This window comes from Streptomyces winkii, assembly GCF_032248595.1.
GTDB classification, from domain to species: Bacteria; Actinomycetota; Actinomycetes; order Streptomycetales; family Streptomycetaceae; genus Streptomyces; species Streptomyces winkii.
In genome coordinates this window covers 334,793-359,590 of record NZ_JASTTH010000002.1, presented here as the reverse complement: position 1 = coordinate 359,590, position 24,798 = coordinate 334,793, and the positions used below count along the sequence as shown (strand labels likewise).

Genomic DNA, 24,798 nt, shown 5'->3' with positions numbered 1-24,798 from the left:
GCGCGTCGACCCCGTAAAGGAGCCTTCGTTGTACGGACCCGGCTACACCCCACGCCGTTATCTGATGTGCCCACCGGCACACTTCCGCGTGACGTACTCCATCAACCCCTGGATGGATCCCGGCAAGCCAGTCGACATCCCGCTCGCGCTCGCCCAGTGGGAGGAGCTGCGCGACCGGTACCGCTCGCTCGGCCACACCGTCGAGGAGCTCGAACCGGTCGAGGGGCTGCCCGACATGGTGTACGCGGCCAACGGCGCCACCGTCGTCGACGGCCGCGTCCTCGGCGCGCGCTTCGCATACCGGGAACGCACCGACGAGGCGGCGGTGCACCGCGCCTGGTACCGCGCCAACGGCTTCACGGACGTACACGAGCCGGAGCACATCAACGAGGGCGAGGGCGACTTCGCAGTGACAGACTCCTGGCTGCTGGCCGGGCGGGGCTTCCGCAGCAGTCCGCTCTCGCACGGCGAGGTGCAGGAGTTCTTCGGGCGCCCTGTGATCGGCCTCGATCTGGTCGACCCGCGCTTCTACCACCTGGACACGGCGCTGTGCGTGCTGGGCGGCGACGAGATCGTCTACTATCCGCCGGCGTTCTCCGCGGGCAGCCGGGCCGTCCTCGCCCGTCTCTTCCCGGACGCCGTCATCGCCTCCACGCCGGACGCCGAGGCCCTCGGCCTCAACTCGGTCAGCGACGGGTACCACGTGATGATGCCGCAGGCCGCCGTCGGGCTGCTGGAGCCGCTGCGGCGGCGCGGATACGAGCCGGTGCCGATCGACTTGACGGAACTGCTGAAGGGCGGCGGCAGCGTGAAGTGCGTGACGGCCGAACTGCGCCCGGCGGCCTGAGCCGCAGGAGCAGCAGGAAGGAGCGGGGCTCCTCGGGGGCGTGAGCCCGAGGAGCCCCGCTCCCGGCTCAGCGGTCCGCCCGCTGCACGGCGAACGGCAGCCCGGTGGACAGTCCGCGCAGCGCGACCGCCGCGCACTCCCCGAGATAGCTGACGCCGATGGAGAGCGTCATGGGACGGGCCGTCTCGTGCATGCCCGCCTTCACGGCGAGGTAGCCGAAGGCGCCCATGACCGCGAAGCTGCCCACCGCGACCAGGAGGGTCCTGCCGGTGTAGCGCTGCCAGGCAACGCCGTCCCGTTCGAAGACCCTGACGGTCCGTCCGCGCAGCGCGCCGAGCGCGAACCCGAGAACGCTGCCCGCCGCGAGCCAGCCGATGTCGGTGGCTGTCAGGCCCCCCGCCTCCTTGGCCACGCTCCACGCGCCGATGCCTGTCAGGACCACCGGCGGGCCCAGCAGTTCGCGCGCATCGAGGGGCTCGCCGTAGAGCCTCTTGATCACCACGGCCACCACGAGAGCGGCGACGGCGAGCGTCGTCATCCACCCGTTCATGTGCATCGTCCTCCCCGTAATTTTGTGGCACGCCTGTGCCACAAAAAGATATTAGCGCAGCCGTGCTATAAAAGCAGCATGCCGAAGACAGTGGACCCGGAAGCGCGACGCCTGGCCGTGGCGGAGGCCGTCTTCGCCGTGGTTGAACGGCGAGGTCTGGAGGGCGCGTCGCTGCGCAACGTCGCCGAGGAGGCGGGACTGGCCGTCGGCTCCGTCCGCCACTACTTCGGCGACCACGGCGAGCTGCTGATCTTCGCGATGACGGAGCTCAGCCGCCGCTTCGAGCAGCGCGTGCTGGCTCACGTCGAGCGGCTCCCGGACTGCCGGGACGGCGTGGAGCGCCGGAAGGTGGCCGAGGCGTTGCTGGAGGAGTTCCTCCCCCTCGACTCCGTACGCCGGCAGGAGGCCGCCGTCTGGTCGGCCTTCGTCACCGCCGCCCGCACGCGTCCCGAACTGCGGCCCCGCGCAAGGGAGGTGCTGGACGGCATGCGCGAGGTGACGGTGCGCGTGCTGCGGGGGGCGCAGCGCACGGGCGCGCTCCGCGAGGGGCTGAACGTGCGGCTGGAGAGCGTTCGGCTCTCCGCGCTGCTCGACGGGCTGACGGTGCAGGCGGTCCAGGCCCCCGATCTGCTGCCGCCCCGGCTGCTCAGGGATGTGCTGCGGCGCCACCTGGACGCGCTGACGGAACGGGGCGAATGGTGAGTCGCCGGGGCTCGCGTCCCGGTGCGGGTTCCGGGTCGGGGGCTCAGTCCCGGTCCGGGTCCCGGCCGGGGTCCGGCGGCCAGGCGTCGCCCCACTTCGCGTCGCGCGCCGCGCGGTAGCCGGCGCCGTGGCGCTTGGTGACGTTCGAGGACCGCAGACCCTCGCCGGCGGTGCACAGCTCCAGCAGCACCTGGCCCTTGCGCTTCTGCGGCCTGCGCACGATGCGGCCCTCCGCGGGCTCACCGGCGATCGCGGGGTCCGCCGCCGCGACGTAGCTGAACTTCTCGTCCTCGTACGGCAACGAGCCGCCCTTGACCTGCCTGTGGAGCGAGGACCGGCTCACCCTCGCCGCGAAGTGGCACCAGTCCTCGCCGGGGACCATCGGGCACGGGGCACTGTGCGGGCAGGGCGCGAGGACGCGCAGCCCGGCGGCCGTCAGCTGTTCCCGTGCGGCGGTGATCCGGGCGTGGCCGTCGGGAGTGCCGGGCTCGGTGACCACCACCGCGCGGCCGGCGCGGGCAGCGGCCTCGACGAGAGCGCGCCGGTCCCGCTCGGCCAGCTCGCCCAGTACATACGAGACGGTGACGAGGTCGGCCGCGGGCAGCGCGGGCCCGCCGGGTTCGCTCGCCTCGCCGGACGCGGTCAGGGAGAACCGCCGCCACTCGGCGGCGCGCAGCGCGGCCGTGGCGGTGAACTCGGCCGAGGCGTCCGCCAGTTCGCGTCCGAGCGCGAGAGCGGGCTCCGACCGGTCGAGCACGGTGGTACGGCGCGATCCGCCCTCCGGCCCGGCGTCCGCGGGTGCGGCCGTACCGTCCCACACGTCGGCCGCGGCCCACACCGCGGCGCCGGTACCGCCGCCGACGTCCAGATGGCTTCCGGGGCGCCACTCGTCCGTACGTGCGGTGAAGGCCCCGAGCGCGGACGCGACGGCGGCGAAGGTGGCGGGCATCCGGTACGCGGCGTAGGCCACGACGTCCGCGCGGTCGCGCAGCACCGGGACCGCGGACGTACCGCCGGCCCGGTAGCCGTCCATCAGGCGCTCCACGGCACCGGCCGCCTGGCGCGGCGGCAGCCCGTCGACGAGCGCGGCGAGGGCGCGGCGCAGTTCTTCCTCGATCACCACGGCAGTTTAGAGAGCCTCCGCGCGTGCGGCGCGTGCCAGCAAGGTCGCCGCCTCGGCGCGGGGGCCGTTGTCGGCGGTCCTGCGCACCGGATGGACGGTGTTGGCGAGCAGCACCAGGAAGACGTCCGTGGCCGGGTCGAGCACGAGGCTCGTGCCGGTGAAGCCGGTGTGACCGGCCGCCCCCGTGCTCGCCGCCTCGCTTCTCACGGGGAACCCCGCCGCGCTGCCGGAGCCCGCCAACTCCCCCATGAACCAGGGCTGGTCGACGGCGAAGCCCAGGCCCGGCGGTGCCAGCATCGCCTCCACCGAGGAGGGCGCGAGGATCCGCGCCGGCCCGTACGCGCCGCCGGACAGCAGCGCGCGGCACAGCACGGCCAGGTCCGCCGCGGTCGAGAAGAGCCCCGCGTGACCGGCGACGCCGCCGAGGGCGAAGGCGTTCTCGTCGTGCACGGTGCCGCGCAGCATGCCGCGGTCGGCCTTCGCCCAGGGGCGGCGCTGGTCCTCGGTGGCCGCCGCCGACCCGGCCGGAACCGGGCCGTACGAGGTGCGGCGCATCCCGAGCGGCCCGGTGATCCCGTTCCGGATCAGGGCGTCCAGCCCGCACCCGGCGGCCCGCTCCAGCACCTGCTGCAACGCGATGAGGTTGAGGTCCGAGTAGCGGTACGCGGAGCCCGGCTCCGACACCGGCTCCTCGTCCCACAGCGGCGCCAGACGAGGTCCCCCATGCGAAGCCAGGGGACCGCCGGGCCCCTGGCCGAAGGGGAGTTCGGGACGCAGCCCCGAGGTGTGGGTCAGCAGCTGGCGCACGGTGATGTGCGCCTTGCCGTGCGCGCCGAACTCGGGCACGTACGCGGCGGCGGCGCGGTCCAGCTCCACCGCCCCGCGCTCGTACTGCTGCATCGCGGCGACCGCGGTGAAGAGCTTGGTGAGGGACGCGAGATCGAAGAGCGTCCCGGGCGTCACCGGCTCCCAGCGCTCGCGCGGCAGCTCGACGCCCGCGTCCGTCTCCGGGTCGTACGCCGAGTACCGGACCGCCCATCCCGCGGCGTGCTCCAGCGCGACCCAGCGGCCCCGCCCGGCGAGGACGACCGCGCCGGAGCACCAGCCGCGTACGGGCAGGTCGTCGACGGCGTCGCGCAGCGCGGCCAGTTCCGCCGGGCGCAGCCCCGCCTGCCGGGCGGTGGCGGCGCGCCTCAGCCGCGCGCCGTCCGCCACGGACGGCACAGCCCCACGAAGGCGGCCGCCGCGACGGACAGCGCGGTCAGCTGCACCAGCGCCATCGGTACGGCGGTGTTCTCGCCCGCGATGCCGACGAGCGGCGAGGCGATCGCGCCGATGAGGAACTGGGCGGTGCCCAGCAGCGCGGAGGCCGAACCGGCGGCGTGCGGCGCCCGCATGAGGCCCTGGGAGTTGGCGTTCGGCATGACGAAGCCCATGCCGGTCATCAGGACGCACAGACCGGCGGCGACGGGCACGAGCCCCGGGCGGCCGAAGACCCCGCTCGTCATCAGAAGGAGCGCGACCGCGGCCGCACCGGTCATGCACAGCCCGAACCCGAGGACGCGGTCCAGCGGCACCCTGCCGACGAGGATCTTCCCGTTGATCTGGCCCGCGGCGACCAGCCCGATGGAGTTGATCATGAAAAGGAGGCTGAAGGTCTGCGGACTGGCCCCGTAGATCTCCTGGATCACGAACGGCGAGGCGGAGACGTACGCGAAGAGCGCAGCGAAGCTGAGGCTGCCCGCCAGCAGATAGCCGGTGAAGGCCCGGTCGGCGAAGAGGCCGCGCATGGTGCGCAGGGCGTCCGGGACGCCGCCGCTGCGCCGCATCGAGGGCGCCAGGGTCTCGGGGAGCCAGCGCGCGACGACGACGGTCAGCACGAGGCCGATGCCGGTGAGGATGAGGAAGACGCCCCGCCAGTCGGTGAAGCGGAGTATCTGCCCGCCGAGCACGGGGGCGAGGATGGGCGCGAGGCCGCCTATCAGCATCAGGGTCGAGAAGAAGCGGGCCATGGCGAGCCCGTCGTAGAGATCGCGGACGACAGCGCGGGCTATGACGATGCCGGCGGCACCCGCGAGTCCCTGCACCAGCCGGAAGACGATCAGCGTCTCGACGCTGGGCGCGAGCGCGCAGGCCGCTCCGGCGAGTATGTATCCGCACATGCCTATGAGCAGCGGGCGGCGGCGTCCGAACTGGTCGCTCATCGGCCCCACCACCAACTGGCCGACGGCCAGCCCGAGCAGGCACCCGGTGAGCGTGAGCTGGGCGGTCGCGGCGGAGGTGTGGAGCGTGCCGCTCACGGCGGGCAGCGCGGGAAGGTACATGTCCATCGACAGCGCGGGCAGCGCCGTGAGGCTGCCGAGGATGAGAGTCACCAGCAGGCCGGCGCGTTGCAGGCGGCCGAGCGGCGGGACGGTCTCGTCTCCCGGACCGGCCGCGGGGACGGCGGGACGGGACGGGCGGGCGGTCACCGGGCCTTCGGTGCGCCCGGCACGGAGACCGGAGTCGGGGACGGGGCCGGAGGCCGAGTCCGGAACGGAGCCGGGGCCCGGAACCGGGCCGGTGGCGGAGTCCGGGAGCTGGTCGGGGTCGGCGGCGGAGTCGCCGACGGGGGCTGTGGCGGCGGCCGTTCGGGCAGGGCCGGAGTCGGACATGCACCTCTCCAGGAGATTGTTGATGACAGACACATTCTCCCAGACATTTCCGTCTCCGGCCCAGCCGGTTTCCCTCGGCACCGGCCCGTGCGAGCGGTCGCACGGGCCGGTGCCCAGCCGTTTCGCACGGTTCTCAGAGCGGCTTGAGACCCGGATCACCGGCCTGGGAGACGAACGAGGCGGCCGTGGAGACCGGTGCCCCCGGACGGGTGACCACGTCCACCGTGCGGTAATCCGCGCGCAGTTGCCGCTGGTCGAGGGTGAGGAGAACGTATCCGCGGCGTCCGTCGTAGAACTTCATGTGGGGGTTGGCGTCGAGGAACGTCTGCCAGTCTCCCGGCTTGGCCACTCCGTCGCCTCCGCTGGCGACCGACGTGGTGACCAGTTCCACACCCGCGTTGCGGGACCCGGCGTCGTCGAAGTCCTCCTTGATGTCCATGGCGTAGTGCACGTGCACGTCCCCGGTGAGGACGGCGAGGTTCTTCACGCCCGCCGTCTTCGCGGCGTCGAGGAGGCGCCGCCGGGCAGCGGGATAGCCGTCCCAGGCGTCCATGGACAGCGGGTAGGGGCCCGTCGTCCTGTTGCGGCGCCGGGAGAGGACCGTCTGCTGAGGCACCAGGTTCCACACGGCCTTCGAGCTCTTCCAGCCGTCCGCGAGCCAGCGCTCCTGCGTCGCGCCGAGCATCGTCCGGTCCGGGTTGTTCGTCTCGTCCGTGGGCACCTGCCAGCCGTCGCCCGCGGCCTGGTCGTCGCGGTGCTGGCGCCCGTCGAGGATGTCGAGCTGCGCGAGCCGGCCGAAGTGCAGCCTCCTGTAGAGCTGGAGGCTGGGCCCCGACGGCTGCTGCGGCGGGCGCAGCGGCAGGTTCTCGTAGTACGCGCGGTAGGCCGCGGCGCGGCGGGCGAGGAAGACCTCGGGCGGCGAGCCGTCCGGTGTCTCGTCCGCGTAGTTGTTCTCCACCTCGTGGTCGTCCCAGGTGACGATCCAGGGGTGCGCGGCGTGCGCCGCCTGGAGGTCGGGGTCGCGGTGGTAGAGCGCGTACCGCAGCCGGTAGTCCTCCAGCGTCGTGGTCTCCTTGTTGAAGGCGTCGGGGAGTTGGAGGGACGGGTCGGCGCGGTCGCCTCCGTGCGCGTCGACCGCGTACTCGTAGAGGTAGTCGCCCAGGTGCAGCACCGCGTCGATGTTCTGCTCCTGCGCGAGGTGCTTCAGCGCGGTGAAGTAGCCGTCGTGGTACGCCTGGCACGAGATCACGGCGAAGCGCAGCGATCCGACCGCGTCCCCGGCGGCGGGAGCGGTGCGGGTGCGGCCCGTGGGGCTGGTCCAGGAGCCCACACGGAAGCGGTAGTAGTAGCGGGTCCGCGGCTTGAGCCCCTCGGGGACGACGTGTACCGAGTGGTTGAACTCCGGGTGCGCGGTGACGCTCCCGCTGCGCACCTTGCGTTTGAACCCCGCGTCGCTCGCCAACTCCCAGCTGACGGAGACGGGTTCGCGGGCGAGGCCACTGTCCGGCTCGTAGGGGTCGGGGGCGAGCCGGGTCCACAGCACGACGGAGTCGGGAAGCGGATCGCCGGAGGCCACCCCGAGGGTGAAGGGGTCTTTGTCGATACGGGCAGGGTCGAGCTTCGCTGCGGCATGTGCTTGCCGGGGGAGGTTGGTGCCGAGGGCGAGCGTCACGGTCGCCGCGGTCCCGGTCAGCAGTCTGCGGCGGCACAATTTCCGTGCGGCCGCACGGTATTCGCTGTCTGCGCTCGAAGGCTGCGTCATACATGCGATTGCACATTCCGTGAGAGTCCGTCAGCGGACAGACACGCGACGGCGGGGTGTCCTCTCGATGGCAGTCCGTTGCACTTTCCACGGGATCGCCCTCGGGGTCCGCGGGGCCGTCCGTGGTCCGGTCCGCGGACGGCCAGGGGAAACCGCTTGCGGAACCGCCCGCGTGGGGCGCCGCGGCGGCACGTACTCTGCGCGCATGACGACACAGGGCGAACAGCCGCGCACCGCGCTCGTGACCGGTGCGGGCTCCGGCATCGGACGGGCCGTCGCGGCCGAACTGGCCGCCGCGGGATGGCAGGTGACGCTCGCGGGACGGCGCCCGGGCCCGCTGGAGGAGACGGCACGGCTGATCGGGGGAACGGCCGGGAGCCCGGAGGCGGCCGTCGTCCCCACGGACGTCACCGATCCCGAAGCGGTCACGGACCTGTTCTCGTGCGTACGGGAGAACGGCGGCAGGCTCGACCTGCTGTTCAACAACGCGGGGGCTTTCGGCCCGGCGGTGCCGCTGGAGGATCTGACGCCGGAGCAGTGGCGCGGCGTCGTCGACGTCAATCTGACGGGAGCGTTCCTGTGCGCGCAGGCCGCGTTCCGGCTGATGAAGGATCAGCGGCCGCAGGGCGGCCGGATCATCAACAACGGCTCGATCTCCGCCCATGTGCCGCGGCCGGGCTCGGTCGCGTACACGGCGACGAAGCACGCGGTGACGGGTCTGACCAAGTCCCTTTCGCTGGACGGGCGTCCGTACGGCATCGCCTGCGGCCAGATCGACATCGGCAACGCCGCCACGGAGATGACGGCGGCCATGCAGCGGGGCGTCCCGCAGGCGGACGGCACGACGCGGGCCGAGCCGGTGATGGACGCGGCGGACGTGGCCCGCACAGTGCTGCACATGGCGGGACTGCCGCTGGAGGCGAACGTGCAGTTCGCGACCGTGATGGCGACGGCGATGCCGTACATCGGGCGGGGCTGACACGGCACATCGGGCGGGGCTGACGCGGCGGGGGCCGCCGGCTGACGGAGCGGCGGACGGAGGGTAGCCGTGGGGCCCGTGCGCAGCGCAGACTCAGCAGCCTCAGCAGTCTCGAGGTCCGGCAGAGAGAAGGGTGCGAGAGCGATGAGTGAGCCGTCCGGGACGTCCGGGACCGACGCGAGCGGGGACAGCGGTACGCCGGAGGCGGCGGACGCCGCCGGGCCGCCTCCCTCGCCGGGCTTCGGCAACTACCAGAACGACATCTATCTCAACGGCCTCGACGGCAACGTGCCGCCCTTCACCACGGACCTCACCATGCTCGGCTCGTCCGCGCGCGAGCACCTCGACTCCGGTGCCTTCGGCTATGTCGCAGGGGCGGCGGGCTCCGGCGCGACGCACCGGGCCAACCGCGAGGCGTTCGAGCGGCACCGCCTCGTCCCGCGCATGCTGCGCGGCCCCGCCGCACGCGATCTGAGGACGACGGTGCTGGGCACCCGCATGCCGGCGCCGGTGCTGCTGGCGCCGGTCGGCGTCCAGTCGATCATCCACCCCGACGGGGAGCTGGCCACGGCCCGCGCCGCCGCCTCCGTGGGACTGCCGATGGTGCTGTCGACGGCCTCGTCGCACACCGTCGAGCAGGTCGCGGAGGCGAACGGGCCGGACAGCCCTCGGTGGTTCCAGCTGTACTGGCCGAACGACGACGACGTGTGCGTCAGCATCCTGGAGCGCGCGCGCAAGGCCGGGTTCACGACTCTCGTCGTCACCCTCGACACCTGGACCCTCGCCTGGCGTCCGCAGGACCTCGACCAGTCGTATCTGCCCTTCATCCGCGGCGTCGGCACCGCGATCCCCTTCTCCGACCCGGCCTTCCGCGCCGGGCTGGAGAAGCCGCCGGAGGACGAGTTGATCCCGGCGGTGCTGCGCTGGGTGCCGATGTTCACCGGCACCGACCACTCGTGGGACCAGCTGCCGTTCCTGCGGGAGCACTGGGACGGGCCGATCGTGCTGAAGGGCGTGCTCCACCCCGACGACGCCCGCAAGGCCGCCGACGCGGGGATGGACGGCGTCGTCGTCTCCAACCACGGGGGCCGCCAGGTCGACGGCGCCATAGCCTCGCTGGACGCCCTGCCTGCGGTGGTCGAGGCCGTCGGGGACCGTGTCGAGGTCCTCTTCGACTCCGGCGTACGCACCGGATCGGACGTGCTCAAGGCGCTCGCGCTCGGTGCCCGCGCCGTGCTCGTCGGACGTCCGTACGCGTACGGGCTGGCGCACGGCGGCGAGGACGGCGTGCTCCACGTGCTGCGCAGCCTGCTCGCCGACCTGGATCTCACGCTCGGTCTCTCGGGGCACCGCACACTGGCCGATCTGTCGCCGGACTCCCTCCAGAGCGGGGTGTGAGCGGAAGGTGACGTCACCGGCCCGGGGCGGGTCCTGGCCGGGCCGCGGGCCGGTGACGCCGGCCGGTGAACATCAGCCCTCCGCGGTGCTGTTCACCGGAGCGGGTCGCCCGGGCCGCGCGGCCCGGGCGAGTATGTGCTCGCCCGCCCTGTCGGTGCTCAGGCACAGGGAGCAGACGGCGCCCTCGTGAACGCGGCAGGCGGTCACGTCGGGCCGCTCGTACCGCTGCCCGCACACGTGGCACTCGTACGCGGCGGCACTGGGGTTGCCCTCGGCGTCGAGCAGCGGTTCGGCGATGCCGTCATCGGCGCGGCGCAGGTAGTAGCGGCCCTTGGTGAGCAGGGCGGTCGCCGGAGTCAGGAGGAAGGCGATCAGGGCGGCCGCGAGCGGCGAGTACGGCTGGAGGGTGCTGCCGAACGCGTCGAAGTAGAGCGCGATCGACAGCCCGGACGCGGCCACGAAGGCCACGACGCCCACCGGGTTGACGGCGTGGAGCATGCCTCGCCTGAACTCGGGCGTGCGCGGGGAGATCCCGAGGAGGAGCTTGTTGAGCCCGATGTCGGTGGCGACGGTGACGACCCAGGCGATGGCGCAGTTCGAGTAGAAGCCCAGGATGCCGTTGAGGACGCTGAACATGTCGGCCTCCATCAGCGTCAGCGCGATGGCGAGGTTGACCACGACGAAGACGAGGCGGCCCGGATAGCGCTTGGTGACCCGCGTGAAGGAGTTCGTCCAGGCCAGAGATCCGGAGTAGGCGTTGGTCACGTTGATCTTGATCTGGCTGATCACGACGAGGACCACGGCGACCGGCACCACCAGCCACGCCGGCAGCATCGCGTCGAACGCCCCGCGGAACTGCTCGATGGGCTCGGCCGCCGCCGCCGGGCCCACCTCGGCGAGCACGTACACGGCGAGGAAGACGCCGGCGGCCTGCTTGAGCGCGCCGAGCACGACCCAGCCGGGCCCGGCCATGAGCACGGCCGTCCACCAGGAGCGCCGGTTGCTCCGCGTCCTGGGCGGCATGAAGCGCAGGTAGTCGATCTGCTCGCCGATCTGCGCGATCAGCGAGAGGCACACGCCCGCGCCCAGCAGTACGGGGGCGAGGGCGACGCCGCCCTCGCCGCTGCCGCCCGGGTACGACAGGAAGCGGTCCACGGCGCCGGGGTCCGTGCCGATCAGATACAGCAGCGGTCCCACCATCAGCAGCAGCCACAGCGGCGTGGTCCACACCTGGAGCTTGCTGAGCGCCTTCATCCCGTACACCACCAGCGGGATCACCAGCAGCGTGGAGACCAAGTAGCCCAGCCACAGCGGCAGATGGAGGCCGATCCGCAGCCCCTGGGCCATGATCGACCCTTCGAGGGCGAAGAAGATGAAGGTGAAGCTGGCGAAGATGACGCCGGTCAGCACCGAGCCGTAGTAACCGAAGCCGGAGCCGCGGGTGATCAGGTCGAGGTCCATGTTGTAGCGGGCGGCGTAGTAGGCGAGAGGCAGGCCCGTCACGAAGATGACGACCGCCGCGAGCGCGATCGCGATCAGCGCGTTCCCGGTGCCGTGGGCGATTCCGATGCCCGCACCGATGGAGAAGTCGGCCAGGTAGGCGATTCCGCCGAGAGCCGTCGTCGCGACGACCATCGGCGTCCAGCGGCGGTAACTGCGCGGCGCGAAGCGGAGCGTGTAGTCCTCCAGCGTCTCGCCGGCGCCGCGGGGGCGCGCCCCGTGCGGCGTCCCGTCCCCGTCCGGCGACGGCTCCGGGGACGACGGTTCGGAGGGTGACGGTGCGGGTGACTGTGCGGGCGGCTGCGTCGGATCGTGCTCGGTGAGCGGCGGCTGCGTACTCAAGGTGCCTCCCGTGGGCGCGGGCCCGTTGCGGCGCCGGTTCGGTTGCTCGCGTCGACGCTGACGGAGGGAGCCCGCGCGGTGCGGAGTACCGCCGTGCACACGGGAACTCGGCCCTGTACGCAGGGGGGACGAGCACAGGGACACCGCGCAGGCCCGCGACCCGACACGCTAAGAGCGTTCTGTTTCGCCGCAGTTGCCCTCCGGGAGCCCGGTTGTTTCCGCTTGCAGCCGCGAGCGGAAGCAGGGGCAGTGGCAGACGCCGTGGCAGAGGCAGAGGCAGAGGCAGAGGCAGAGGCAGAGGCAGAGACTGCGTCAGGGTCCGCCGGTCACGCCCCGTTGGGCTGGTACACCGCGATGAGCACGCCGGTGCCGGTCGTCCTGCTGTCGGCCAGCCGGTACGCGGACGGCTGCGAACCGGAGTCCGTGAACAGCCGGCGGCCCGCGCCCAGCGTCAACGGGTTGATCATCAGGATCAGTTCGTCGACGAGGCGGTGCGGCAGCAGGGAGCGGACCAGCACTCCGCTGCCGAACACCACGAGGTTCTCCTCCGACTCGTCCTTCAGCCGGGACAGGGCGGAGGCCGAACCGTCCCTGAGGAGTACGGAGTTCCGCCAGGCCGGCTGCTCGGTCAGCGTGGTCGACACCACGTACTTGCGGGCACGGTCGAGCGCGTCGGTGAACGGGTTCGGTGCCTGCCTGGGCCAGTAGTCCGCGAACCGCTCGAAGGTCGTCCGGCCGGCCAGCAGCGACCACGCGCCGGACATGTGCGCGCCCATGACCTCCTGCATGACGGGGTCCTGGCCCGGGGCCGCCCAGCCGCCGTGGCCGAAGCCGTCGCGGCGGTCCTCGTCCGGGTGTCCCGGCGCCTGCATCACACCGTCGAGCGTGAGGTGTTCGATGGCGATGATCTTGCCCACGCTGAGTCTCCTTCGTGGCCGTGGGGAACTGCGCTGGGACGGTTCCGGGCTCCGTCCCCGCGATGGCAGACCGCCGGGGCGGGCGAGTCTCATCGGTCCGCGGGAAGACCGGCACTCGGGGCGCGGGCCGGTCTGCCGTGGAGACTCCGCGGCCGGGGGCACCCGGCGAACCCTCGTGAGCGACGCGACGGCATGGTCTCAACCGACGGCCGTGCAAGGGTCGTTGAGCGGCCGGCCGGGAGCCGGCGGGCCGCCGCCGGGGAAGCGGGCGCCGTGAGGCGGGCGCGGCAGACGAGTCGAGCTGTACGCCGGATTCTGGCTCCGGCCGGCCTCGCGGCCGACCGGGAGACGGCCATCCATCTAGGGCCGGCGTTGCCGCCGGTCTCGTGCGGTCCACCCGCGGACTCGGGCGGGCAGCCCTCGAACGTCCGCGCAGAGCCGCCGTGACGGCTCCTCTTGACCTTGCTCCGGGTGGGGTTTGCCGAGCCGCCCAGGTCACCCTGGGCGCTGGTGGTCTCTTACACCGCCGTTTCACCCTTACCGGCGCCGTACGGCACCGGCGGTCTGCTTTCTGTGGCACTTTCCCGCGGGTCACCCCGGGTGGGCGTTACCCACCACCCTGCCCTTCGGAGTCCGGACGTTCCCTCGGCGGGACTCGCGTCCCGACGCGGCCGTCCGCTCGGCTCGTCTGCCTACGGGAATGGTAGCCGACCTGGGCCGGGACACCGCACCGCGCCCGCGCGCCGGCGCGCATACGACGGCGACAGCAGGTGACCACCCGACGACATGCTGTGCCCGGTCGTTCACGCCAAGTCATCGGCGACCGGCGGGAGATCGGCGGGAGATCCAGCCGACGGGACGCTGACTGCTTTTCAGTAACAGTGGGGATGAGCCCGTATGGGAGGGTGTTTACTCCTCCGACGCACACATACGTATGCAGGGGCGGTTGGGGATCAGGTGCGCGGCGACGGGGACGCGGCAAGGGGCGCGGGGGACGGCGGCGGGGCCGAACGGCGTTCGTGGCGGCGGCCGTTCCCGGACGGCGAGGGGTCCGATCCGTTTCTGAGGAAGTTCAAGGAAGCGGTCGTGCCCGGCAGTTGGCGGCGCGCGCTGCGCGAGGACGTACTGCCGGTGCTCGTGCTGGACACCGACGGGCCGGACGCCGCGGCGACTTCGCGGCGCGCGAGGCGGACGCTGGACGGGCTGGAGAACATGCTCGTCCGCAGCGGCGGCCGGGCGGGCCGAGGCCCCGGCTCGTCCGCGAACGCCACGGGGAGCGACGGCGGGTACGGCGCCCGGAACGACGTCTTCGAGGACCCCGTCTTCGAGGAACCCGCCTTCGAGGACCCCTTCGACGCCCCGGACGGCGAGCGGCTGACCCCGTATGCGAGACCGGCCGTGCGCTCCACCGACCCGCCCGGCAGCGGGTATCTGGCCCTGAAGACGGGCGAGTTGCTGCGCGCCACCACCCCGCGCAGAGGTGCGCCGCTGCCCAACCGGCATCTGCGGCTGATGGCGGATCTCACGGCACAGATCCGCGAGCACCCGGAGCAGCCGGTGCCCGGCGGCAGGGCGCTGCGCGACCACGCGTACAGCCTGCGCGCCGAGAAGGCCGAGGGCGGGCTGCTGCACTTCCTGGCCCGCTTCGCCGACGTCCGCTTCGCGGGTCCGCTGGCGTGGCTGGGCGATCTGATCGCGCTCTTCGGGAAGTCCGTGCTCTACCGCTTTCCGCGCTGGTGCTGGGCGTCGTGGTGGACGCGGCGGCTGCTGCGCTCGAAGCACAACTGGTACGAGCAGTGGCGCCGGATGGGCAGGACCGACGAGTCGGTCTTCGAGAAGGTCGCGCAGCTGCTGACGCGCCAGTCCGAACGTCTGCGGAGGGACGACGAGGAGGCGGCGGAGGCCGCACACCAGGACCTGGAGGAGCTGCTGCTGCGCGCCCTGCTCGCGGATCTGCGGGATGCCGCGCCCGGCAAGTTCGGCCCCAGGGCCCGCCGTTGGCGCACGCGCCGCGTGCTGCTGCTCGATCTGCCGCCGGCCGGAGCGCCCGGATCCGCCGAAGCGGCCCGTCTCCTGCGGGCGTTGAGGAACACCGCCGGCTCGCCGGGCTCGGCGTCGCTGCTGGTGGCCGCCGCGGGCAGCGCCTCCGCGTACCGGAAGGGCGACTGGCGCCGCTGCCAGAACCTGCGGCACGGCGCCGAGTTGTTCGCCCCGGTGCAGGACGACGACGCGGTCGCCCTACCGCTGCTGATCCCGATGACGCAGCAGAGCTTCGACGAGGAGGGCATCTTCGTCACCCGCGTCGAACCGGGCGAGCCGTGGCCCGGTGTGAAGCCGTCGTGGGAGATCGCGGCCGAAGTCGTCGCCGGCGCCGCTGCGTTGGCGGTCCTGGCCGCGCTCGCGCCGTGGCCCGGGGACGCGGCGGAGACGGCCTGCTTCGACGGTACGCGGGTGAAGGGGACCCACGTCCCGCGTCCGCTGCCCGCGCACGCGACGGAGAAGAACACGGCGCGCACGCAGTACGAAAGCGTCGTGGAGCACATCCGCAGGCTCAACGACGAGGCCGTGAAGTCGGAGCGCAAGGCCGACGAGCAGACCCGCAGCACGGTGCGCAGGGTCGTCTATCTGGGTGCGACGGTGCCGTCCGACCCGGAGGAGGCCATCGACAACGGCGCGGTCCCCGAGCTGCGTGGGCTGCTGCTGGCCCAGCGCAGGCTGAACGAGGAGGCGGTCGAGGACCGCGAGAACCGCGTGCGCCTGTACGTCGACGTCCGCGACACCGGGCGGAACTTCGCGGACGCGGAGGCCGAGGCCCGCCGCGTCGTGAAGGAGGCGGAGCGGTACAAGGACAGCGAGGACCACAGGACGGTCGTCGGTGCCGTCGGCTTCACCGAGAGCCGCAGCGAGACGCGCAGGGCCGCGGCCGTGCTCGACGAGGGACAGGTACCGGTCATCGGCACGACCGCCACCGCCGACGCGATGCGGCGCGCCCCGGAGAGCGGCAAGGCGCTGACGTACTACCGGCCCATGTCCCCGAGCAACAGCCGGGAATCGCGGATCGCCGCGTCCTTCGCGCGCTCCGAGCGGGTCGTCGCCGACGACGGCGGACGCTGCGACTACGCACGGCGCGCGCTGGTGATCGAGGAGCCCGGCGACCTGTTCAGCTCCGAGCTGAGCGGGAAGTTCGCCCGGGAGTTCGGCCCGGGCGCGGAGCGCCTGCCCCTTTCGGAGAGCGGAGGAGGAGGCGGCTACACCCCCGTCGGACTGGCCAAGACCGTCTGCGAACGGATCGAGCGGGAGCCGCGCACGATCGTCTACTGGGCGGCGCGCGTACGGAACTTCTCCGCGTTCGTGAACGCCTACGGCCCCGACTCCGGCTGCGGCGGACTCCCGGAGAAGCTCACGGTGCTCGGCAGCAATGAACTCACCAGCACGGCGCTGCGCGGCAAGTACAAGGAGCCGTGGCTGCGTCTGTATCACAGCGTGCACGTGCTGCCGGAGAAGCACCCGGACTCGGGCGGCCAGGCGGACCGGCTCTTCCGCGACTACGTCGACAACTACACGGCGCAGGACCCCTGGCTCAACGACGGCCATGTGGCCCTCGCACACGACGCGTTGAAGGTGCTCTCGACGGCGGCCGACGACGCGTACTCCTCGACCGGCACCGCCTACACGGACCTAGTGAAGTCCAAACTGGACGAGGAGATCACATTCCAGGGCGCGAGCGGCGCGATCCGCTTCCCCGAACTGCACGGGTCGCGGCCGCCGCTCGACAAGGCCCTCACGATCCTCCACGTCACCGCGAAGGGGCCCGAAGTGGCCCTGCACTGCGGCGCGTTCAAGGAGAACGAGCCCCCGGTGACCCGCTGGGGCCCGAACGGCGAACACACCTGCCCGACGGACGGCTGACCGGCCGGGCACGCCTATCCGCCGCTCAACCCGCCCCCTGGAGCGCGGCGTTGGCGAGCATCGCGCGAAGGCCCGCGGTGTCGAAGGCGGTGAGCCTCCCGGCGCCGTACTGCGTCGTGAAGCCGCCGTTGGGTGAGCACATCACCGGTTTGACGCCGCCGGGCCCCGCGACGCACTCGTACCGCCCGACGGTGCCGTCGCCGTCGAGATCGCGGTTCGGGTGGTCGAGTCCGAGCGTGTGCAGCATCTCGTGCACGAACGTGTTGCGGAGTTTGTGCGCGGGGATGTGCCAGGTGCCGTCGAAGTACTCGCTGTCCATCGTCACGACGCCGCCCGCCGCGACGCCGTCCTCGGGGTACGGGCAGGGCATGCCGCGGCTGTAACCGCCGCGCCCCATGGGGCGGTACGTCTGCGTGTACTGGATGTGGCCCCACGACGGGCATCCGGCAGGGTCGACGCTCTCGACGCCGCCGACGGTGATCCGCACCCCGGCCGCCCTCAACTGCGCGACGGCGCCCGTCAGATGCGGGGTGTAGCGCCTCTTCAGCTCCGCCGAGGCGAACGTGACCGTGTACGGGCGCGAGGGGCTGACCGAGGTCACCCCGAGGCGCGCGGCCACCTGGAATCCGGTGCCCCTGACAGTCAGCCGGGCGGCGTGGGCGGGGGTCACGCCGAACGCACAGGTGACGACGAGTGCGGCGCCGACGGCTATGCCGGTCCTCAGCATGTGACTCCTGTGAAGTTGTACGGGAGGCTTTTCGCCTGGTTTCATCCCGATCGGTTGATTGCTGCCCACCAGGGGTGCGGCCCATGCGCGTACGGCTGCGGACGCGGGCCCCGTGCGGACGCCGACGGCCCGCGCCGTACCCGCGGACAGCCGTGCATGGCGGGTGGGATGCCGGGTACATCCGTATATTCGAAGCAATGACCGGCAGGGGGAAACGGCAGGGGCCAGTGACGGGATCGGAGATCGACTACGCCGCTCTCTTCGCAGCCATGCCCAGCCCGAAGCTGGTGCTCGACCCGAAGCTGACCATCCGGGACGCCAACCGCGCGTATCTGCGGGCGACCGGGCGGTCCCGGGACGACCTCGTCGGCAAGTACCTCTTCGACGCCTTTCCGCCCAACCCCTCGGACCCGGAGAACGACGGCCCCGAGAAGCTGGCCTCGTCGCTGTGCAGGGTGCTGGAGCTGCGAAGAACCGACACGATGGCGCTGCTGAAGTACGACATCCCCGTCGCCGGCCGCCCCGGCACGTTCCAGGAGCGGTGGTGGTCGCCGCTCAACACACCGGTCCTGGCACCGGACGGTTCGGTCGCCTGGATCATTCACCGGGCCGAGGACGTGACGGCGTTCATCCACGAGCGGGGTTCGCTCGGGACCCTCGACGAGGAGAGGAACGTCCGGCACCGCAGCGCGGAGGCGGAGCTCTACGCCCGCAGCCAGGAGCTCCAGAAGCTCAACGACGAGCTGCGGCTCGCGCACGCCCGCGAGAGCCGGGTCGCGCTCACGCTCCAGGAGGCGATGCTCCACTCCCCCGACCTTCCCCGCCCCGGAGTGGCGGTGCGCTATCTGCCAGCCGTGGGGACGCTCAACGTCTGCGGCGACTGGTACGACGTCACCGACGTGCCCGACGCGGGGTTCACGGCCGCGGTCGGAGACGTCGTCGGCCACGGCCTGGAGGCGGCCGGTGTGATGGGCATGCTGCGCAGCGCCCTGAGCGCCGCCATGCGCGCCACGGCCAGTCCCGCCACGGCACTTCAGATCCTGGGGCTCTACGCGAACTCCGTGCAGGGAGCGCAGTCCGCGACCGCCGTCAAGGTCAGGGTCGACACGGACGAGCAGACGATCACCTACAGCAGCGCCGGGCACCTGCCTCCCGTCCTGCTGCACTCCGCGGGCGACTGCGAGCTGCTCGACCAGGCGACCGACCCGCCGCTGGCCACGCGCTCCGAGAACGAACCCCGGCCGGAGGCTCGGGTGCGCTACGGCGCCGGGGACTGCCTCGTGCTCTACACGGACGGCCTGGTGGAGCGTCGGTACGAGGACATCGACGAGGGCATCGCGCGCCTGACCTCGACACTCGTACGCAGCGCGGGCCGCGGCGCGGAGCAGGTCGCCGACGACGTACTGTCCGGGCTCGGCGTCAGCGAGGGCGCCGCGGACGACATCGCGCTGGTCGTCGTCGACCTCTGAGCGCGGTTCGGGATTCCGTGGCGCTCGCCCGGTCCTCAGCGGGTCGGCCGCTCCAGCAGTGCCGGAGCGGATCCGGCGGGCAGGCCGACCAGTGCCTCGGCCTCTCCGGGCGGGTACGGGGTGGGGCCGTGCCATTCGAGGACGAGCACCGTGGCGTCGTCGCTCAGGCGGCCCCGGTGGTAGTCGAGGTGGTGGCGGATGAGGCGCCGCAGCGTCTCGGGGACGGGCAGGCCGTCGGCGTGATGCCTGATGAGGAAGTCCGTGAAGCGCTCGAGGCCGAACTCCTCGCCGTCGGGGTTGCGTGCCTCGGTGATGCCGTCCGTGTAGAGCAGCAGCCGGTCGCCGGGCTCCAGTTGCTCGCGGCAGAGCGCCGGGGCGATGCCCAGCCCCGTACCCATGGGAGGCGCGGGTGAGCATGCGAGGGGGACGGCGAAGCGGCCGCCGCGGATGACGACGGGCGGGTAGTGGCCGCGGCTGATCCAGGTGAGCCGCCCGGTGCCGACGTCGAGGTCGGCGAAGATGCCCGTGGCGTAGCGGCTGTGCTCGAACTGGTCGATGAGCGCCTTCTCGACCCCGTTCGCCGTCTCCACGAGGTCGCTGCCCTGACGGCGGTGGTTGCGGCACGCGGCGACCGCGAGGTTCGCCGTCAGCCCGGCGGCGGTGTCGTGACCCATCGCGTCGATGATGCACAGGTGGGCGATGTCGTCGGCGAAGGCGTAGTCGAAGGCATCGCCGCTGACCTGGTACGCGGGCTCCATGAGCGCGCTGACGACGAGCCTGTCCGTCGCGAAGGTGCGCGGCGGCATCAGGCGCCACTCCATCTCGGCGGCGACGTTCATGCGGCGCCGCCGCACCAGGCGTGCGTACGCGTCGCTCGTGCCGCGCTTGGTGACCAGCAGCAGCGCGACCAGACCGGCCAGATCACGCATGTCCTGGAAGTCGGCCTCTTCCGCGTCCGGGTCGCGGCCAGCGCCGGGGCCCGGACCGCCGTCGGAGCGGGAGCGCGAGCCGGAACCGGTCTCCGGGCCCGAGCCGGAACCTGAGTCCGGGCCCGGGGCGCTGTCCGAATCCGGACCGGAATCCGGGCCCGAACCCGAACCGGCATCCGAACCCGCACCGGAGCCAGGCCCGGCACCCGAGCCGGGACCGCCGGTCGTGATCCGCATCAGCCCGACCCGCTCGGTGCCGTTCAGCACCGGAACCCACCACTGGCCGCCGCTCGCGGAGGTGGGCAGGATCTCGCCGAGCTGGAACGCGCGCCCGGGAGCCGTACCGTCGATCTGCAACTCTGCGGGGCGGTCGCCGGGCAGCCTGCCGCCGTCGGCTCCCTCGCCGGTCATCAGCGTCAGCACCGTCTGCTGGATGTCGGACAGGTACAGCAGCACCTCCGACCAGCCGTAGCGCCTGGCCTGCTCGCTCAGCACGCCCGGTACCTGCGTCAGCGTGCTCAGATGGCTGGCGGAGATGAGCCCGCCGAGCATCTTGGCCCGGTCGGATGCCCTGGCCATAGCACATCCTCCTTCGGCCGCCCGCGCCGTGAGAGACCGGCGAGGCCCGGCGAGGCCGGACGACTCGCCTCCGTCGGTTCCGGATCTGCTCGGTGCGAGCGTTCGCCTCCGCGCGAGCGCGGCCTTTCCTCAAGGCTGCACCTCTCCCCCGGGGTCCGCCAACGCGGACCGGGTCCCATGTGTCCCCGGGGAGCCCCGAGGCCCCGTGTGCGCCCTGCCCCTCGTACGCCATACGCTGCTCGGCGTCGGTTCCGCTCGCGAACCGGCTCGCCCGCCCCGTCCGTGCGTTCCGACGGCCCGACCGCGTCACCAGGAGATCCGCCGTGCTTGTGCTGCTGCCACCGTCCGAGGGGAAGGCCGACGGAGGCAGGGGGCGCCCCTTCGACCCCGGCGCGCTGTCGCTGCCCGGCCTCGGCCCGGCACGGGAGGAAGTGCTGGAGGAGCTCGTCGGTCTCTGCTGCGCCGACGAGGAGAAGGCCCGTGACGTCCTGGGCCTGAGCGAGGGGCTGCGCGGCGAGGTCGCCAGGAACGCCCGGCTGCGCTCGGCCCCCGCGCGCCCCGCCGGCGAGATCTACACCGGCGTCCTCTACGACGCACTCGGCCTGGCCACGCTCAGCCCGGCGGCGAAGCGGCGGGCCGCGAGGTCGCTGCTCGTCTTCTCCGGACTGTGGGGCGCGGTCGGGATCAAGGACCGCATCCCGTCGTACCGCTGCCCGGGCGGGGTGCGGCTGCCGGGCCTCGGCGCGCTCAGCACGCACTGGCGGGAGCCGCTGGCGGCCGTACTCCCGGAGGCGGCGGGAACGGGACCGGTGCTCGACCTGCGCTCGACGGCGTACGCGCAGATGTGGCGCCCCAAGGGCGAGTTGGCCGAACGTACGGTCACGGTGCGGGTGCTCCAGTCGGCCGTCGTGGACGGCGTCGAGAAGCGCACCGTCGTCAGCCACTTCAACAAGGCGACGAAGGGACGGATCGTGCGCGCCCTGCTGGAGGACGGCGCGGCGCCGGGCACTCCGGCGGCGCTGGTGGAGGCGGTGCGCGGGCTCGGCTACGTCGTGGAGGAGCCCGCCGCCGGGCGGAAGCCGGGGAAGCCGCGGGCGCTGGACGTGGTGGTCTCGGAGCTGTAGCCGCGCGCACGGGCCTCCTCCGAGTCGAATTGCGGCGTCTGCAACGTGCGTTGCGTACGGCGGTCGGACGAGGAGAGGATGCGCGCATGGCTCCCGCACGCCCCGCCTCCCCGTCGCCCTCGTCCTCCCCCTCGCCGTCGCCCTCGTCCTCGCCGTCCCCATCTCCGTCGACGCCGTCGCAGCAGACGCCCGGCGGCTCGCTGCTCGGTCTGGCTCCCGTGATCCCCGTCGTCGTGCTCGACGACCCCGCGGACGCGGTGCCCCTCGCCCGTGCCCTGGTCGCGGGCGGGCTGCCCGTCGTCGAGGTGACGCTGCGGACCTCGGCGGCCCGCGAGGCGATCCGGGCCGTCGCCGCCGAGGTGCCCGAGGCGGTGGTCGGTGCGGGCACGGTGCTCACGCCCGAGCAGGCGGAGGAGGCCGTGGACGCGGGCGCCCGCTTTCTGGTCAGCCCCGGGTGGACGGACCGTCTGCTGGAGGCGATGCTCGGCTGCGACGTGCCCGTGCTGCCGGGCGTCTCGACGGCGTCGGAGGTGATCGCCCTGCTGGAACGCGGGATCACGGAGATGAAGTTCTTCCCCGCGGAGGCGGCGGGCGGCATCCCGTACCTCAAGGCCCTCGCCTCGCCGCTCCCGCGGGCGCGCTTCTGCCCGACGGGCGGCATCGACGAGGCCAGGGCGCCGGGCTATCTGGCCCTGCCCAACGTCGGCTGTGTGGGCGGCACTTGGATGGTGCCGGGCGACGCGATCGCCGAGCGGGACTGGCCCCGCGTCCAGCGCCTCGCCGAAGGCGCCGCCGCGCTGGGGCACTGAGGGCGCTGAGGCCACTGAGGCGTCCAGGCACCGGGGGCCGTGCGGCAGTCCGGACGACGGACGCCGGACCGGGCCCGGACCGGACACCACACGCTCGCCGGGCGGACGCCCACTTCACGGGTGGCACGGCCTATGCCGGGCGGCCCGCTGTGCCTGGCCGCGGCCGGCGCCGGGTCACCACCGGGCGACGAGGGGCGTGTCCGGTCCGCGCTGCCGCCAGGCTTCGGCGAGACGGCCGAGGCGGGCCGCCGCCGCGATGCCGCGCACAGTCGCGATCTTGCCGCCGGCGATGTCGAAGGTCACGGCGCCGACGACCTGGTCGCCGACCACGAAGAGGACGGCGGGGGCACCGTTGACGAGCGCGTAGTGGAGGGCGGGCGTGCCCCCGGCGAGCCGCCGTTTAGCGGGTGTGGGCTTGAAGCCGGCCCGCGCGACGGCGGCGATGCGCTGCGGGGTGTCGAACTGAAGCAGCTTCTCCCTCCGGCCGGCGCCGTCGGAGATCGCGATCGCGTCGTCGGTGAGCAGCGCCACCAGCCGTTCGGTGCGGCCCGAGGAGGCCGCGGCGAGGAACTCCTCGACGATCCTGCGCGCGGAAGCGACGTCGACTTCGCCGCCGCGGCGGCCCGCGGCGGTGATGCGGCGCCGGGCCCGGTGGAGGTGCTGCTGGCTCGCGGCCTCGGTGATGTCGAGTATCCCGGCGATCTCGGCGTGGCCGTACGAGAACGCTTCACGCAGGACATAGACGGCCCGCTCGACGGGTGACAGGCGCTCCATGAGAGTCAGCACGGCCAGGGAGACCGATTCGCGCTGCTCGATGGTGTCGGCCGGATCGAGCATCGGGTCGCCGTCGAGGAGCGGTTCGGGCAGCCAGGCGCCGGCGGAGCGTTCGCGGCGGGCCTGTGCCGAGCGGAGCCGGTCCAGGCACAGGTTGGTGACGACCTTGGTCAGCCATGCTTCCGGAACCCTGATCCGCTGCCGGTCGGCGGCCTGCCAGTGCAGGAACGCGTCCTGCACGGCGTCTTCCGCGTCGGCGGCGGAGCCCGTCAGCCGGTACGCCAGCGAGGCCAGCCGGTTCCGGCTGGCCTCGAACCGGCTGGTGTCGAAGCCGTCGGTGGCGGTGCCGTCCACGCGGATCACCCTAGGCGGACTCTGGGCGCCTACGCGACGGCCTGCTCGGCGACGGCTTCCTCCAGGGACCCGGGCCCGGCGGCGGTCAGGCGGCGCCGGCGCTTCGGCAGGCCGAAGGTCGGGTGCGAGCAGGCCCACAGCGACGTCCTGAGGATGCCCGCCTTGAGCCGCGCGGCCTTCCGGCCGCCCGTGTACATCGGCTTTGCCTGCCCTTCTCCATCGACCACCTGCAAGATCCCGTCCCGCCGCCCGAGGCTGATGTGGTTGCCCAGGTACGCCAGCTTGGTGTTCGCGGTCCTGCGGCCGGTCAGGCGTCCCACGATCGCGGCCGTGGCCTGCCTTCCGGTGCAGCCGGCCGAAGCACAGGACATCGGCAGCGGCCGGCCGCTGTCGCCGACGGCCCAGGCGCTGTCGCCGACGGCGTAGACGTCCGGGTGCGAGACCGACCTCATGGTGCGATCGACGACGATCCGGCCGTCCCCGGTGACCTCCAGCCCGCCGGCGGCGGCGATGGGGCTGACCGCGAACCCGGCCGTCCACACGGTCGCGTCGGACGCCAGGACGGTGCCGTCGGCGCACAGCACCCTCGCCGCCTCGACGGCTTCGACCTCGGTGTGCTCCACGACCGTGACGCCCAGCCGGTCGCAGGCCCGGCGCAGGTGACCGCGGGCTCCGGCGGAGAGCCGGGCGCCCAGCTCTCCGCGGGCGACCAGCGTCACCGACAGGCCGGGCCGGGACTCGGCGATCTCGGTGGCGGTCTCGGTGCCGGTCAAGCCGTCGCCGACGACCAGCACACTGCCGCCCTCGCCCAGACTGTCCAGGCGCTCGCGCAGGCGCAGAGCCGAGGGCCGGCCGGTGACGTCGAAGGCCTGCTCGGCGACGCCGGGGACGCCGTGGTCGGCGACGTGGCTGCCGAGCGCGTAGACAAGCGTGTCGTAGCGGAGTTCGCCGCCCCCGTCGGCGTCGGCCACGGCGACGACCCGGCGTTCCGGGTCGACGGCGGTGACCCGGGCCAGGCGCAGCCGTATCCCCGTGCCCGCGAAGACATCGGCGAGCTGTGGAGCCTCGATCTCCTGACCGGCCGCCAACTGGTGCAGCCGCAGCCGCTGGACGAAGTCCGGCTCGGCGTTGACCACGGTGATCCTGGTGTCCGCCGGGGACAGCCGGCGGGCCAGGGTTCCGGCCACGTGGGCCCCGGCATAGCCGGCGCCGAGGACGACGATGTGGTGCTTCATGTGACGCTCCCGTCGAGTCGCTTGCTCCCGGTGACTGAGCGGAACAGCGACCCGATTGCTGACAGGAACCGCATGTGACGTGGGTCACGGAGCGCTGGGAGCGTCGCCGGAGGCG

Annotated in this window: 19 protein-coding genes and 1 other RNA gene; 8 read left to right on the top strand and 12 right to left on the bottom strand. The window is 72.8% G+C overall.

Going from position 1 to position 24,798, the window contains the following annotated elements; all coding sequences use genetic code 11:
• Window positions 1–28 precede the first annotated feature (28 nt).
• A complete protein-coding gene (gene ddaH / locus QQM67_RS05955) occupies window positions 29–847 on the top strand; it encodes a dimethylargininase (protein WP_399065450.1) in 819 nt (272 codons plus the stop codon).
• A gap of 67 nt (window positions 848–914) precedes the next feature.
• Here the strand turns inward: ddaH and QQM67_RS05950 are convergent, their stop codons facing one another.
• Window positions 915–1,397 carry a DUF1453 domain-containing protein gene (locus tag QQM67_RS05950; protein ID WP_314172527.1) on the bottom strand — a complete coding sequence of 161 codons (483 nt, stop codon included), beginning with the start codon at window positions 1,395–1,397 and terminating at the stop codon, window positions 915–917.
• Between the two features lie 78 nt (window positions 1,398–1,475).
• Here QQM67_RS05950 and QQM67_RS05945 point away from each other — a divergent pair, with 78 nt between their 5' ends.
• On the top strand, window positions 1,476–2,099 hold the full coding sequence (locus tag QQM67_RS05945) for a TetR/AcrR family transcriptional regulator (protein ID WP_314172526.1): 624 nt from the start codon (window positions 1,476–1,478) through the stop codon (window positions 2,097–2,099).
• 43 nt (window positions 2,100–2,142) lie between these two features.
• Here the strand turns inward: QQM67_RS05945 and QQM67_RS05940 are convergent, their stop codons facing one another.
• The 4 genes from QQM67_RS05940 to QQM67_RS05925 all read right to left on the bottom strand — a co-directional run bounded on the left by QQM67_RS05940 (window position 2,143) and on the right by QQM67_RS05925 (window position 7,638).
• Window positions 2,143–3,219 carry a small ribosomal subunit Rsm22 family protein gene (locus QQM67_RS05940; RefSeq protein ID WP_314172525.1) on the bottom strand — a complete coding sequence of 359 codons (1,077 nt, stop codon included), beginning with the start codon at window positions 3,217–3,219 and terminating at the stop codon, window positions 2,143–2,145.
• A gap of 9 nt (window positions 3,220–3,228) precedes the next feature.
• Window positions 3,229–4,446, bottom strand: coding sequence for a serine hydrolase (locus tag QQM67_RS05935; RefSeq protein ID WP_399065445.1), 1,218 nt, complete (start codon window positions 4,444–4,446; stop codon window positions 3,229–3,231).
• On the bottom strand, window positions 4,416–5,876 hold the full coding sequence (locus tag QQM67_RS05930; protein WP_314172524.1) for a multidrug effflux MFS transporter: 1,461 nt from the start codon (window positions 5,874–5,876) through the stop codon (window positions 4,416–4,418). Before QQM67_RS05930 ends, QQM67_RS05935 begins: the two co-directional genes overlap by 31 nt.
• A gap of 133 nt (window positions 5,877–6,009) precedes the next feature.
• The gene (locus QQM67_RS05925; protein WP_314172523.1) at window positions 6,010–7,638 is read right to left on the bottom strand and encodes an alkaline phosphatase D family protein; all 1,629 of its coding nucleotides are present in this window, start codon (window positions 7,636–7,638) and stop codon (window positions 6,010–6,012) included.
• A 205-nt stretch (window positions 7,639–7,843) separates the two neighbouring features.
• Here QQM67_RS05925 and QQM67_RS05920 point away from each other — a divergent pair, with 205 nt between their 5' ends.
• Both QQM67_RS05920 and QQM67_RS05915 read left to right on the top strand, forming a co-directional pair.
• Window positions 7,844–8,617 (top strand): SDR family oxidoreductase, encoded by a 774-nt coding sequence (locus tag QQM67_RS05920; RefSeq protein ID WP_314172522.1) that lies wholly within the window; start codon window positions 7,844–7,846, stop codon window positions 8,615–8,617.
• 144 nt (window positions 8,618–8,761) lie between these two features.
• The gene (locus QQM67_RS05915; RefSeq protein ID WP_314172521.1) at window positions 8,762–10,015 is read left to right on the top strand and encodes a lactate 2-monooxygenase; all 1,254 of its coding nucleotides are present in this window, start codon (window positions 8,762–8,764) and stop codon (window positions 10,013–10,015) included.
• Window positions 10,016–10,087: 72 nt separating this feature from the next.
• On the opposite strand, the gene QQM67_RS05910 is transcribed toward QQM67_RS05915, so the two are convergent.
• The 3 genes from QQM67_RS05910 to rnpB form a co-directional block, all read right to left on the bottom strand.
• Window positions 10,088–11,857 (bottom strand): purine-cytosine permease family protein, encoded by a 1,770-nt coding sequence (locus tag QQM67_RS05910; protein WP_314172520.1) that lies wholly within the window; start codon window positions 11,855–11,857, stop codon window positions 10,088–10,090.
• Window positions 11,858–12,183: 326 nt separating this feature from the next.
• Entirely contained in the window at window positions 12,184–12,774 is a 591-nt protein-coding gene (locus QQM67_RS05905) for a dihydrofolate reductase family protein (RefSeq protein WP_314172519.1), read from the bottom strand.
• 288 nt (window positions 12,775–13,062) lie between these two features.
• Window positions 13,063–13,461, bottom strand: an RNA gene (rnpB, locus tag QQM67_RS05900) — RNase P RNA component class A.
• Window positions 13,462–13,860: 399 nt separating this feature from the next.
• Between rnpB and QQM67_RS05895 the strand changes: the two genes are divergently transcribed.
• Window positions 13,861–16,683: a type 1 periplasmic-binding domain-containing protein gene (locus QQM67_RS05895; protein WP_314172518.1), complete on the top strand. Its 2,823-nt coding sequence runs from the start codon at window positions 13,861–13,863 to the stop codon at window positions 16,681–16,683.
• A gap of 25 nt (window positions 16,684–16,708) precedes the next feature.
• On the opposite strand, the gene QQM67_RS05890 is transcribed toward QQM67_RS05895, so the two are convergent.
• The gene (locus QQM67_RS05890) at window positions 16,709–17,410 is read right to left on the bottom strand and encodes a zinc metalloprotease (protein ID WP_314172517.1); all 702 of its coding nucleotides are present in this window, start codon (window positions 17,408–17,410) and stop codon (window positions 16,709–16,711) included.
• 197 nt (window positions 17,411–17,607) lie between these two features.
• On the opposite strand from QQM67_RS05890, the gene QQM67_RS05885 reads away from it, so the two are divergent.
• The gene (locus tag QQM67_RS05885; RefSeq protein ID WP_314172516.1) at window positions 17,608–18,879 is read left to right on the top strand and encodes a PP2C family protein-serine/threonine phosphatase; all 1,272 of its coding nucleotides are present in this window, start codon (window positions 17,608–17,610) and stop codon (window positions 18,877–18,879) included.
• Between the two features lie 35 nt (window positions 18,880–18,914).
• On the opposite strand, the gene QQM67_RS05880 is transcribed toward QQM67_RS05885, so the two are convergent.
• The gene (locus tag QQM67_RS05880) at window positions 18,915–20,387 is read right to left on the bottom strand and encodes a PP2C family protein-serine/threonine phosphatase (protein ID WP_314172515.1); all 1,473 of its coding nucleotides are present in this window, start codon (window positions 20,385–20,387) and stop codon (window positions 18,915–18,917) included.
• A 323-nt stretch (window positions 20,388–20,710) separates the two neighbouring features.
• Between QQM67_RS05880 and yaaA the strand changes: the two genes are divergently transcribed.
• The gene (gene yaaA, locus QQM67_RS05875; protein ID WP_314172514.1) at window positions 20,711–21,511 is read left to right on the top strand and encodes a peroxide stress protein YaaA; all 801 of its coding nucleotides are present in this window, start codon (window positions 20,711–20,713) and stop codon (window positions 21,509–21,511) included.
• A gap of 86 nt (window positions 21,512–21,597) precedes the next feature.
• A complete protein-coding gene (gene eda, locus QQM67_RS05870; protein ID WP_314172513.1) occupies window positions 21,598–22,320 on the top strand; it encodes a bifunctional 4-hydroxy-2-oxoglutarate aldolase/2-dehydro-3-deoxy-phosphogluconate aldolase in 723 nt (240 codons plus the stop codon).
• 174 nt (window positions 22,321–22,494) lie between these two features.
• Here eda and QQM67_RS05865 read toward each other — a convergent pair whose 3' ends face one another.
• Both QQM67_RS05865 and QQM67_RS05860 read right to left on the bottom strand, forming a co-directional pair.
• Complete coding sequence (locus QQM67_RS05865; RefSeq protein ID WP_314172512.1) at window positions 22,495–23,448, bottom strand: sigma-70 family RNA polymerase sigma factor; 954 nt, start codon at window positions 23,446–23,448, stop codon at window positions 22,495–22,497.
• Window positions 23,449–23,477: 29 nt separating this feature from the next.
• A complete protein-coding gene (locus QQM67_RS05860) occupies window positions 23,478–24,683 on the bottom strand; it encodes an NAD(P)/FAD-dependent oxidoreductase (RefSeq protein ID WP_314172511.1) in 1,206 nt (401 codons plus the stop codon).
• Between the last annotated feature and the right edge of the window lie 115 nt (window positions 24,684–24,798).